The following is an 11956-nucleotide window of genomic DNA, read 5'->3' as shown; positions in this document are numbered from 1 at the left end:
CGGATGGCGGAAGCGCCGAGGACCACGGAGGTGCGGTACGTGACCGGAGTGCACAACGGCGAGGCAGCCGAGGAGGCGGTCCGCCGGCCCGCCCGCAAACGCTCGGCCTCGGCGACGCGCACCGCGCTGCGGGCCGCCGCGTCCTTCCGATTCGGCAAGTACGGCTACGAGGGCACCAGCGTGCGCGACATCGCGGGCGACGTGGGCGTGGACGCCGCCCTCGTCTACCGCTACTTCGGCTCGAAAGAAGCGCTGTTCAACGACGTTTCGAGCTCCCACAAGATGTTCGAGCCGTTGCTGAACGAGCCGGTCGAGGCGATACCCGACTGGTTCTGCGCGCTGCTCATGGGGCAGCCGAAGGAGGGTGACTTCCCGCATCCGGTGCTCTCCGTGCTGCGGTCCTCCGGCCGGGACGAGGCGGTGGCGCGGCTGCGCGCGGACTTCACGGAGGTGTTCTCCAAGCGCCTGGCCGCCCGCCTCGACGGCCCCGACGCCGACCTGCGGGCGGAACTCCTCGCGGCCTGGATGCTCGGCACCAGCCTGATGCGCACGGAGATCCGCCCACCCGCCCTTGTCTCGGCGCCGGACGCCACGCTGGAGCGCTATCTGCGCGCGGGCATCGAGGTCCTGCTGGGCACGGCGCCGGTAAAAGACGAAGAGGCGGCCGGGGTTGGGGACGAGGACGAGGAACGCGCCACCGGCGACAACTGACGGTGCTGCGACCTGTCAGGCGGAAGGGCGGGTCACGACGTGCCCTGGCTGCTCCCGCTGATCGTGTCGGCCTCCATCCTGGTCGTGGATGCTCAACAGCGACTCCGGCATCGTCAACGCCCTGCTGAGCACCGTCGGCATCGACCCGGTGAACTGGTTGACCTCGCCGTCCTGGTCACCGGCCTCGGTGATCATCGCCAACATCTGGATCGGCGTCCCCTTCAACCTGGTCGTGCTCCACAGCGGCCTCCAGTCCATCCCCGCCTGCCTGTACGAGGCCGCGGTGCTGGACGGGGCGAACGCCTGGCAGCGCTTCTGGCGCATCACCCTTCCCGCTGCTGCGCCCGGTGTCCGCGATCACCCTGCTCCTGGGGCCTGGTCTACACGCTCAAGGTCTTCGACATCATCCGGATCATGACCAAGGGCGGCCCGGCGGACTCGCCCACCACCTTCGCCACCTGGTCCTACCAGCTCGGCTTCGGCAACCTCCTGCCCGCCTTCGGCCCCGGAGCGGCCGTCGGCAACCTGCTCGTCGTCGCCGCCCTGGTGTTCGGCCTCGTCTACATCCGCATCCAGCGAAAGCAGGCGCTGTCATGAACCGAAGCCCCAGCCGTACCCTCACCCGCGACCAGGACAGGCGCAAGAGCCCGCCGGACCTGCCCTGGCCGGCTACCGCACCGTCCTCGACGAGCAGTTGCCCTACCTCGGTACCAGCCTCGTCATCGGTCTGGGCACCGTCGTCCTGACGGTGGCACTGTCCGCCCCGCCGGCTACGCCCTGGCCAAACTGCGCCCGCGCGGCGGCGGACCGCTCGGCTTCCTCTTCCTGGTCGCCCAGATGATCCCCGGCATCATCATGGCGATAGGCTTCTACGCCATCTACCTCCAGCTCGGCCTGCTCCGGTCCGTCCCCGGCCTGATCGTCGCCGGCTCCACCCTGGCCGTTCCGTTCGCGGTGCTCATCTTCACGGCGTTCATGTCCGGCATTCCCGGCGAACTGCTCCAGGCCGCGAAGACGGACGGCGCCGGGGGCCCTGGTCCGTCGTCCTGCCGATGAGCCGCAACGCCGTGGTCACGGTGTCCCTGTTCGCGTTCCTGTGGTCCTGGTCCGACTTCGTCTTCGCCGGCACCCTGGTCAACGGCGGCGCGCACGAGCCGATCACCCTCGGCATCTACCACTACATCGGCAACCTCGTGGTGGCCCAGCGCTACGTCGCCGCCGGCTTCGCCGAGGACTTCGACGCCCTCACGGGCACGGGTCTGAGCGACCACGCCTACACCTGGACCGCCGCCAGCTACCTCCTCCTCGCCGAAGCACACGCACACAGGAGCAGCAACCGACTTCAGTAGCAGAACTGACTTGCGTGCAACGGGCGACAGCGCCTAGTACCGCGGTGTCCACTGGGTCTTCGCGATCGCCTCGCGCAGTTCCGCCTCGGTGGCCCGCGGGGCCACGCCGTCCTCGACGGCGGCGAGTGCCGCGGCCAGGGCGATCTCGCGAGCGGACTCGCGCATCCCGGTCAGGGGCGGCAGCAGCGGCACGGGACCGTCCGCGCCGTCCGCCGCCCGTACCGCGCACTCGGCGACGGCCCGGGCGGCGGCCACCATCATGCGGTCGGTGACGCGCGTGGCCCCGCTCGCGGTCACCGCCAGCCCCATGGCCGGGAAGACGTACACGTTGTTCGACTGCGCCACCGGCACCTCGTGCCCGTCCACCGTGAGCGGCGGGAAGGGCGAGCCGGTGGCGATCAGCGCCCGGCCGTCGGTCCAGCGGGTGAGGTCCGCCGGTTCGGCCTCGGAGTGGGAGGTGGGGTTGGAGAGCGGGAAGATGACGGGCCGTTCGCAGGCCGAGCCCATCTGCCGCACGATCTCCTCCGTGAACGCTCCGTGAGCCGTGGACAGCCCGATGAGCGCCGTCGGCTCGACCCGGCGCACCACCTCGGCGAGGCCGGTGCCGTCCCAGCCGTTCACCTCGCTGTCGTCGCGTGCGAACATCCGCTGCTGCGGCGTCAGTTCCGTGCGCGATTGCACCAGCAGGCCGTCGACGTCGAGGATCCAGAACCGTGCCGTGGCCTCCTCCTCGGACAGGCCCTCCTCGATCATGGCCGTCCGGATCATGTCGGCGACACCGATGGCGGCCGACCCCGCCCCCAGGATCACCAGGCGCTGCTCGGACAGCGGAGTGCCGGACACGTTCGCAGCGGTGGACAGGGCGCCGAGCGTGACGGCCGCCGTGCCCTGGATGTCGTCGTTGAAGGTGAGCAGCCGGTCCCGGTAGCGCGAGAGGATGGGATAGGCGTGGGCGGTGGCGAAGTCCTCCCACTGGAGCAGCGTTCCGGGAAGCTCCGCCTCGACCGCCGAGACGAAGGCCTCGATCATCTCGTCGTACTCGGCGCCGGTCAGCCTGCGGGCGCGGCGGCCGAGATAGCGCGGGTTGCCGAGCAGGTCCTCGTTGTTGGTGCCGACGTCCAGCAGGACCGGCAGGGTGCGGGCGGGGTGGATGCCGCCGATCGCCGTGTAGAGGCTGAGCTTGCCGATCGGGATGCCCATCCCGCCGACGCCCTGGTCGCCCAGGCCGAGGATGCGCTGCCCGTCGGTGACGACGATGACGTCCACGTCCTCGTCGCGGTGCGGGCGGTTGCGCAGGATGTCCCGGAAGCGGTGCCGGTCCTCCCACGTCAGGAACAGCCCGCGCGGCCGCCGGTAGATCTCGCTGAAACGCTGACAGGCCTCACCGACCGTCGGCGTGTAGACGACGGGCAGCAGCTCCTCCAGGTACTCGGTGACCAGGCGGTAGAAGAGCACCTCGTTGGTGTCCTGGAGCTGACGCAGGTAGATGTGCCGGTTGAGGGGCTTGTCGTAGCCGTGGAACGCCTCGTAGGCGCGGGCGACCTGCTCGTCCAGGCTCTCCACGGCGGGTGGCAGCAGCCCGTCGAGGCCGAGCTCGGCGCGCTCCTGCCGGCTGAAGGCGGTGCCCTTGTTGACCAGCGGGTCGGCCAGGGTCGTGACGGCGGGGCTGGTGGTCGTGCGGGGCTGCTGGTTCATCGCCTGGTCCATGGTGTGACGCCTTCCCAGGACTCACCGGTTCGTGCAGGTGACTTGCGCTGTTCGGCTGAACGGCCATGTGATTTTCGGCTCACCGATGAGTGCCGAGCAATGCGTACGCGAGGCCCATCCCGCGGATGCCGAAGTCCCGTACCCGCACCTCGGGCGGCAGCGGGCACTGGTCCGGGGCGCAGATCACCTCGGGGCCGAAAGCGTCGTCCGCGAGGAAGATGTTGCCGACGCCGCCACGAGCAGCCGCGCAGTCATCGCGCACCTTCGGTCGCCAGCGGCCGGGCGGAGCCGCTCGGGACCTTGCGGACGAAGGCGGACCGCAGCGCGTGGTACGGGGCCTGCGGGTCGAAGAAGATGGCGCGCATGCGGGCGAGTTCGGTCCGCCGGTATTCGGCGAGGGGGCGCTGGAGCTCATCCGCGTGACGTGCCGTGGTCTTGGCGGTGATCCGGCGTGTGAGGTCCGGGTCGTCGGCGAGTGCGGCAGCCAGTCGCTCGACCTCGGTCGTGAACTCCCTGGCATGGGCGGGCACCAGACGATCCACCAGGCCGATCCGCGCAGCCGTCGCGGCGCTCACCGGCAACGCCTCGCTCGTCAGCCGTTCGGCCGTCTCGGCTCCCACACGGCGCGGCAGCGAGTACGTCCAGTACTCCGATCCGTACAGGCCCATGTTCCGGTAGTGCGGGTTGAGGACGCTGCCCGTGCGGCACCAGACCTCGTCGGCGGCCAGGGCGAGCATGACACCGCCGGCCGCCGCGTTGCCGCCGAGCGCTGCCACCACCAGCCGGTCCGTGGTGCGCAGCACGGCCTCGACCAGGTCGTTCATGGCGAGGAGGTTGGACCAGGACTCACCCGCAGGGTCGCTCGACGCCTCGATGACGTTGAGGTGGATGCCGTTGGAGAAGAAGTCGCGGGTACCGCCGAGCACCAGCACCGAGGTGGGGCGGGTGAGCGCGTACCGGTAGGCGGCGAGCAGCCTGCGGCAGTGGTTGGTGCTCATCGCCCCGCCCGGGAACGAGAAGGACAGGAAGCCGATGCCGTCCCGCTGCCGGTAGCGGATGTCGGTCCAGGTGGTGCGGTTCGGTGGCAGTTCGAGCGGGGCGGCGATCTCCGGCAGCCAGTACGGGCGGTCGCTCGAACTCGGCATGCCCGGGCCGCTGCCGGGCGGGGCCGGGAAGGTGGCGAGGACCGAGGCCGCCGGACGCCGGAACGGTGCCGGGTCGCCGGAGTTCTTGCGGGCGCGCAGATTCGGGATCCACACCGCACCGTCGCGGGTGGCCCGGCAGACCGCCCCGGACCGTGTCGCGAGCAGCTCGCCAGGGTGTCCGCGCAGTCGGTCCTCGGGATGCCCGCCGTGCAGGAACACCTCCCGGCCGCACACCTCGTCCAGGACGCCGGGCTGTGAGTCGGCGCCGCGGAGCTTGCGCAGCACCGTGTCGGTGCTGTCGCTCTCCCAGTCGATCCGCCGCTGCTCCTGGCGGAAGGAGTCGCGCCACACCACGCTGATCCCGGGATCGCTCTGCGGCCGCGGCTTGAACGATCCGTCGGCGAACCGCCGTACGGCCAGCAGCACCGCTGCCGCGGCGGCGTCGGACACCTCGTTGCGGTACACGTCGCTCTTGCCTGCCGGCGGCACCCGGAAGGACCCCTCCGCCCAGATGTCCCCCGCGTCCATCGCGGCCTCGGCCTGGAGTACCGTCACGCCCCACTCGGGCGCCTCCTCGGCGATCGCCCAGTCCAGCGATGACGGGCCGCGGTCGCCGGGTGGCCCCGGGTGCACGATCAGGCAGGTGTGCTCCTGCCACACGTCCTGCGGCAGGGCCGACTTCAGCATCGGCGCCACGATCAGTTCCGGGCGCACCTCGCGTACGGCGGCCCGGACCGCGTCGGCGCCGTGCGAGGCGAGCACGACGTCCACGTGGTGCCCTTGGTCCGACAGTTCCGCGTACACACGCTGGGACAGGCTGTTGAACGCGCTGGCGACGAGCAAGATGTCCATGACATGGCATGGTCGCCGGTCGGGGGAGGCCCGAGAAGGACCACGGCGGCGTTTCGCCGGTCTTCACAGGCCTCTTGCTCCATCCGGATCGCCTGCGGGGTCCCGCTGCTCGCCCGACGGCGCGGTCAGCGGGACGCCCAGGCCCACCAGGGTGCCGAAGTTCGGCGTACCGTCGGGCGGTTCATGTCGCAGTCGCCGTTCGCCGAGCTGTTCGCGTGGTGCACCATCCAGTCCTCCGTGCCGTCCGGCGACGTGAAGAAGCCGTTGTGGCCGAGGCCGTACACCTCGTTGGTCTTGGACCGCTGGAAGACCGCCGCCGACCGTCTTCCCGTCGTCAGGTGGGGGGGGTGGACGAGCGCCCACCTCGTGCCCGCCCCAGGCCGGCGTTGCTCGCGAACGCATTCGACATTACGGTCCTGCGGTGATCACCCGGCGCACGCCGGAGCGGGCGTCACGAGGGGACAGCACATGGGAATCCGGCCGGCCGGCGTCATCCGCAACCCGGTCCTGCCCGGCTCACACCCGGACCCGTCGGTCCTGCGGGTGGGGCCGGACTTCTATCTGGCGACGTCGACGTTCGAGTGGTACCCGGGCGTGCGCCTGCACCACTCCACGGACCTGGTGCACTGGCGCCCCCTCGGCGGCGCCCTCGCCGACACCCGCCTGCTGGACCTGACCGGCTGCCCCGACTCCGGCGGCGTGTGGGCGCCCAGCCTCACCCACGCGGACGGCCTCTTCCACCTCGTCTACAGCAACGTCTCCACGTACCTGGGCGGCTTCACCGACTGCCCCAACCACCTGGTCACCGCGCCCTCCATCGAGGGCCCCTGGTCGGATCCGGTGCCGCTGCACGCCCGCGGCTTCGACGTCTCCCTGTTCCACGACGGCGCGGACAGCCGGCTGCTGAACCTGGTCCACGACTGGCGCCCCGGCCACGGCGGCTCCGCCGGCCTGGAGGCCCGGCGCTACGACCGTGCCGAGCGCCGCCTGGTCGGCGACCCCGTGCGGATCGAGCTGCCGCCGCAGGCCGGCTGGATCGAAGGCCCGAACCTCTACCGCCACGGCGACTGGTACTACCTGCTCACCGCGGACGGCGGCACCGGCTACGACCACCAGGTCACCGTCTCCCGCTCGCGCACCCTGACGGGCCCCTACGAGCGCGACCCGAACGGCCCGCTCCTCACCGCCCGCGACCACCCCGACCTGCCCCTCCAGAAGGCCGGGCACGGCAGCCTGGTGGAGACCGGGGACGGCCAGTGGTACCTGGCCTACCTCGTGGCCCGGCCGCAGGGGCGTCGAGGGCCGTGCGTGCTGGGCCGGGAGACGGCGCTGGCGTGCGTGACGTGGACCGCCGACGGCTGGTTGCGCACGGAGACGGGACTGCCCACCCTGGAGGTGCCGGCTCCTGTCCTGTTCTCGGGCTCCGAAACCGTGCCCTTCGGGCACCACCCGGACGGTGACGGCACCGACGGATTCGACGAGCCGACCCTGGGACCTCAATGGTCGACCCTGCGCCGCCCCGCGACCCCCGACTGGGTCTCTCTCACCGAACGCCCCTCCCACCTGCGGCTTCGGGGCGGGCGCTCGCCCCAGAGCCTGGTCGGACCCAGCCTGGTGGCGCGCCGCGTCACATCGGCACGCTGCTCCTTCGAGGCGACGATGGAGTACCGGCCCCTTGGGTTCCAGCACCTGGCCGGGATCACCGCGTACTACAACACCCGCAACTGGTACCACCTGCACGTCACCGTGGACGACGAGGGACGGACCGTCCTGCGCGCGGCGAGCTGCGACCGGGGCGTGCTGAGTGTCGACGAGGCCGGTCAGGCACAGCTCGGCGTCACCACGCGACTGAGGCTCGGCGTGGACTTCGACGGGGCCGAGCTGCGCTTCCGGTACGACACGGGCGGAGGCTGGCATCCGTTCGGCCTCGCCCTGGACGCGACGGTCCTGTCCGACGAGCACGCCGAGCACATCGAGGACGGCCAGATCCGCTCCCTCGGCTTCACGGGCGCGTTCGTCGGTCTGTGGGCCTGGGACCTCACCGGGGCCGGCCACCACGCGGACTTCGACGAGGTGACGTACCGGGCGATGCGCTGAGCGCACGACGCCCGGCGTCCTGGCGCGGCCCGTCTCCCTGAGTACGCATGACTGCGCAGTCCGGCAGGACACAGGCAGAGACCAATGACGCCAGCGGGAGGACGGACCGGCGGCCCCGCGCCGCGCAGCGTGGACGTGGCCCGGCTGGGGCACCCGCCGCCGACGGTGCCGTCACCGCCGTGCTCGCCGCCAACGACGCCATGCCGTCGGCGTGATCCGCCCCCCTGACGGAAGCCGGACGGCGCGTACCGGACGGCATGAGCGTGGTCGGCTTCGACGACATCCCCGCCGCCGCGTATGTGACCCCCACCGCTGACCACGGTGCGCCGGCCTTTCGACGCCGTGGCATGCGAGGGACTCCGGCTCCTGGTCCAGGCCACCGAGGAACCGGACGCGGAACCGTCACCGGAGAACCACCCCCGGTCGTGGTCCGCGCCTCGACCGCGCCTCCGCCGTCCCGCTGGCTGCCGGGGGCGCCGCCGTCACTCCGGCGATGCGGCGGCGCCCCCGGCCTTGCCCCGGCCGTACCGCTGACGCACGCTGGTCCTATGGGTGCGCAAGACGGCCCTACGCTCATCACCTCCGTCCAGCGGGCCATGCGGCTGCTGGAGGCGGTGAGCGCACACCAGAACGGCGCGCCGGCGAAGCAGCTGGCGCGTGAGACCGGCCTGCCTCTGGCCACCGCCTATCACCTGCTGCGGACGCTGGTGCACGACGGCTACGTGCGGAAGCTGGACGACGGTGGGTTCGTCCTCGGCGACAAGTTGCAGACCCTTCGGAGCACGGGGCGCGCGCAGGCGCTGCTCAGCCGCGTCCGGCCCACGCTCGCGGCACTGCGGGACGAGCTCGCGACCCCTGCCTATCTCACCTTCTACGAGGACGGCGAGATCCGGGTCGCCGAGATCGTCGACGGCCCCGGGACGCCCCGCGTCGATCTCTGGGTGGGCTTCGAGGACGCGGGACACGCGACCGCACTGGGCAAGTCCGTGCTCAGGGAACTGGACGAGGACTCCCGCAAGGACTACCTCTCCCGCCACCACCTCGCCGACCTCACCCCGCGGACCATCACCAGCCTGCCGGAACTGCTCCGGCGGCTGGACACCTCGCCCCTGGCCCCGGCCGTCACCGACCTGGAGGAGTACGCCCTCGGCACGGTCTGCGTCGCCGTCCCGGTCTACAGCGGGGACACACTCGGTTCCCTCGGCGTCTCGCTGCCGGCGAACCGGCTCTCCCGGCTGCCGGAGATCAGCGGGCGGCTGCTTCCGACCGCGAGCCGCGTGACGAGGAGCCTCTCGCTCACTATCTGAAAATCCGCTCCTTGCCGGTGTCCCAGGTCACCCCGTTTTCTGGATGAAACAGACATTTCAGAGGTGTGCCCCCAGCTCGGCGCCCCGCTCACAGGTGAGGACCACGGACACAGACATGAGCCACCCCCGAGACCTCGGTGACGACCACTGGGCCGTACGGCCGTTCAGGAACCGAGTGGCCGGTGCCCGGGCCTCGGCCCGCAGACGCGCATTCGCGCAGCTGGCCGCCGGTACACCCGTCCTGCCCGTACTGATCGTCACGGTCATCGTGTTCGTCGACCTCGTCGGCGGAGCCGGCATGATCTGGCTCCCCCTGCTCGCGGCCGGGCCGGCCCTCGCCGCCACGACCAACGGGCCGCGCGGAGTCCTCTGGGTCGGCCTCCTCGCCCTCGCCCTCGGCGCGACGCTCGGCTTCCGGGACGGTATCCCGGGCCGGGAACTGGCCGCCGTACTGTCGGCCCTGGTGGCTGTCACCCTCGCGAGTGGCCTGGCCGGCGTCCTGCGGGGGCGCCGGGAGCGGGTGCTAGCGGCTGTCCGCTCGGTCGCGGAGACCGCCCAGCACGCGCTGCTCAAGCCCGTGCCGTCGACCGTCGGACCGTTCCAGGTGGCCGTCCGCTACAGCGCCGCGGCGGCCGAGGCCCGTATCGGCGGGGACCTCTACGCCCTGATACCCACCCCGCACGGGGTGCGACTGATCGTCGGCGATGTGCGGGGCAAGGGGCTGCCCGCCGTGGGGACCGCCGCGCTGGTGCTCGGGGTGTTCCGCGAGGCCGCCCACGACGAGCCCGACCTCCTCGCCGTGGTCGACAGGATCGAGCGGAGTCTGGCGCGCAACCTCGGTCACGACGACTTCGTCACCGCCGTGGTCGCCGGGTACCCGCAGGACGGGCGTCTGGAGGTGGTGAACTGCGGGCACACGCCTCCGCTGCTGGTGCGCGCCTGCGGGAGCGTCACGGCGGTGGAGCCCGCCCGTCCGTCCCCGCCCCTCGGGCTGCGCGCCCTCGCCGGTCACGCGCCCAGCCTCCATTCACTCCCCTTCGACGACGGCGACCAGCTGCTGCTCTACACCGACGGGGTCACCGAAGCCCGGGATCGCGGGCGTACCTTCTATCCGCTCGCCGAAGGGCTGGAGCGACACGTGTCCCACGAGCCGGCCCGCACCCTCGGCGCGCTCCACGACGAGCTGCTGGCCCACGTGGGCGGCCGGCTGCACGACGACGCGGCACTGCTCCTGATCCGCAAACCGGCCGCATCCGAAGCAATCGAAGCATCGGAAGCAATCGAAGCATCAGAAACATCCGACGCATCCGAAGCGGGAGAGCCCGAGGTGCCCGCTCACGGCCCGGCCGCCGCGGCCCGGTGCTCCCGGTGAGGGCGGTGTCACTGCTCCCCTCGCAGATCCTTGACCCGGCGGAGTTTGCCGACGGAGCGCTCCAGCGTCTCCGGTTCGACGATCGTCACGTCGACGGTGACGCCGACTCCGTCCTTGATGTCCTTCGTGATCGCGCGGGCGGCGGCCTCGCGCCGGTCGGCGGGCGTGCCGGGGCGGGATTCGACGTGGACGGTCATGTGGTCCATGCGGCCGCGCCGGGTCAGCTGGATCTGAAAGTGCGGCGCGACGCCGGGCGTGCGCAGCACGATCTCCTCGATCTGGCTGGGGAAGACGTTCACCCCACGCAGGATGATCATGTCGTCGCAGCGGCCGGTGATCTTCTGGATACGGCGGAAAGCGGGCCGGGCCGTGCCGGGCAGCAGCCGGGTCAGGTCGCGGGTGCGGTAGCGGACGACCGGGAGGGCCTCCTTGGTCAGGGACGTGAAGACCAGCTCGCCCTCCTCGCCGTCGGGCAGCACCTCGCCCGTGATCGGATCGACGACCTCGGGGTGGAAGTGGTCCTCCCACACATGCAGGCCGTCCTTGGTCTCCACGCACTCCTGGGCGACACCCGGGCCGATCACCTCCGACAGGCCGTATATGTCGACGGCGTGGATGTCCATCCGCTCCTCGATCTCGCGGCGCATCTCCTCCGTCCACGGCTCGGCACCGAAGATGCCCACCCGCAGAGAGGTGGAGCGCGGGTCGACGCCCTGGCGTTCGAACTCGTCGAGCAGGGTGAGCACGTAGGACGGGGTGACCATGATGATCTCGGGCTGGAAGTCCTGGATGATCTGCACCTGGCGTGCGGTCATGCCTCCTGAAGCGGGGATGACGCTGCACCCGGCCCGCTCGGCCCCGTAATGCGCGCCGAGGCCGCCGGTGAACAGGCCGTAGCCGTAGGAGATGTGCACCTTGTGGCCGGGACGGCCGCCCGCTGCACGAATCGAGCGGGCGACCAGGTCCGCCCACATCGACAGGTCGTTCTCCGTGTAGCCGACGACCGTGGGACGGCCGGTCGTGCCGCTGGAGGCGTGGACGCGCCGGACCTGGTCCATGGGGACGGCGAACATACCGAACGGGTAGGTGTCGCGCAGATCGACCTTGGTCGTGAAGGGGAAGCGGGACAGGTCCTCCAGTGAGCGGCAGTCGTCAGGTCCGACACCGGCGTCATCGAACTTCTTCCGGTACCTCTCCACGTTGTCGTAGGCGTGGCGCAGGCTCCGGCGCAGACGGTCGAGCTGGAGGTCGCGCAGCTCCTCGCGCGTCAGGCGCTCGGCGTCGTCCCGCAAGCCGTGGGGGAGGGGCTCGCCCTGCCGCCGCCCTGCCGCCGTGTCAGCTGTACGGCTCACTTCAGCACCACCTTGTACCCGACCGACCATTCGGTTAGCTTCGGCTTCGCCAAGTAATCCAGCC

Annotated in this window: 7 protein-coding genes and 5 pseudogenes; 7 read left to right on the top strand and 5 right to left on the bottom strand. The window is 71.3% G+C overall.

Going from position 1 to position 11956, the window contains the following annotated elements:
* The first annotated feature begins 3 nt into the window (after nucleotides 1–3).
* The 3 genes and pseudogenes from V8690_RS02420 to V8690_RS02410 all read left to right on the top strand — a co-directional run.
* Nucleotides 4–711: a TetR family transcriptional regulator gene (locus tag V8690_RS02420; protein WP_338775634.1), complete on the top strand. Its 708-nt coding sequence runs from the start codon at nucleotides 4–6 to the stop codon at nucleotides 709–711.
* Nucleotides 712–750: 39 nt separating this feature from the next.
* Nucleotides 751–1308 (top strand): annotated as a pseudogene (locus tag V8690_RS02415) (sugar ABC transporter permease); the annotation flags it as partial.
* 23 nt (nucleotides 1309–1331) lie between these two features.
* Nucleotides 1332–1901: pseudogene (locus V8690_RS02410) on the top strand (carbohydrate ABC transporter permease); the annotation flags it as partial.
* Nucleotides 1902–2093: 192 nt separating this feature from the next.
* Here V8690_RS02410 and V8690_RS02405 read toward each other — a convergent pair.
* The 4 genes and pseudogenes from V8690_RS02405 to V8690_RS02390 all read right to left on the bottom strand — a co-directional run.
* On the bottom strand, nucleotides 2094–3767 hold the full coding sequence (locus V8690_RS02405; RefSeq protein ID WP_338775633.1) for an NAD-dependent malic enzyme: 1674 nt from the start codon (nucleotides 3765–3767) through the stop codon (nucleotides 2094–2096).
* A 94-nt stretch (nucleotides 3768–3861) separates the two neighbouring features.
* Nucleotides 3862–4022: pseudogene (locus V8690_RS02400) on the bottom strand (hydrogenase); the annotation flags it as partial.
* Nucleotides 4019–5764 (bottom strand): hydrogenase maturation protein, encoded by a 1746-nt coding sequence (locus V8690_RS02395; RefSeq protein ID WP_338775632.1) that lies wholly within the window; start codon nucleotides 5762–5764, stop codon nucleotides 4019–4021. The pseudogene V8690_RS02400 and the gene V8690_RS02395, both read right to left, overlap by 4 nt.
* A gap of 63 nt (nucleotides 5765–5827) precedes the next feature.
* Nucleotides 5828–6075: pseudogene (locus V8690_RS02390) on the bottom strand (family 43 glycosylhydrolase); the annotation flags it as partial.
* A gap of 157 nt (nucleotides 6076–6232) precedes the next feature.
* Between V8690_RS02390 and V8690_RS02385 the strand changes: the two are divergent.
* The 4 genes and pseudogenes from V8690_RS02385 (at nucleotide 6233) to V8690_RS02370 (ending at nucleotide 10540) form a co-directional block, all read left to right on the top strand.
* On the top strand, nucleotides 6233–7861 hold the full coding sequence (locus tag V8690_RS02385; RefSeq protein WP_338775631.1) for a family 43 glycosylhydrolase: 1629 nt from the start codon (nucleotides 6233–6235) through the stop codon (nucleotides 7859–7861).
* A gap of 155 nt (nucleotides 7862–8016) precedes the next feature.
* A pseudogene (locus tag V8690_RS02380) lies at nucleotides 8017–8322 on the top strand (substrate-binding domain-containing protein); the annotation flags it as partial.
* A gap of 87 nt (nucleotides 8323–8409) precedes the next feature.
* Complete coding sequence (locus V8690_RS02375; protein ID WP_338785217.1) at nucleotides 8410–9168, top strand: IclR family transcriptional regulator; 759 nt, start codon at nucleotides 8410–8412, stop codon at nucleotides 9166–9168.
* 115 nt (nucleotides 9169–9283) lie between these two features.
* Complete coding sequence (locus V8690_RS02370; protein WP_338775630.1) at nucleotides 9284–10540, top strand: PP2C family protein-serine/threonine phosphatase; 1257 nt, start codon at nucleotides 9284–9286, stop codon at nucleotides 10538–10540.
* A gap of 8 nt (nucleotides 10541–10548) precedes the next feature.
* Here the strand turns inward: V8690_RS02370 and paaK are convergent, their stop codons facing one another.
* Nucleotides 10549–11892, bottom strand: a complete 1344-nt coding sequence (paaK, locus tag V8690_RS02365) for a phenylacetate--CoA ligase PaaK (RefSeq protein ID WP_338775629.1) — start codon at nucleotides 11890–11892, stop codon at nucleotides 10549–10551.
* Between the last annotated feature and the right edge of the window lie 64 nt (nucleotides 11893–11956).

Origin of the sequence: Streptomyces sp. DG1A-41 (assembly GCF_037055355.1) — a bacterium.
Classification (GTDB): Bacteria; Actinomycetota; Actinomycetes; order Streptomycetales; family Streptomycetaceae; genus Streptomyces.
This window is presented reverse-complemented; position numbering and strand designations above follow the sequence as displayed.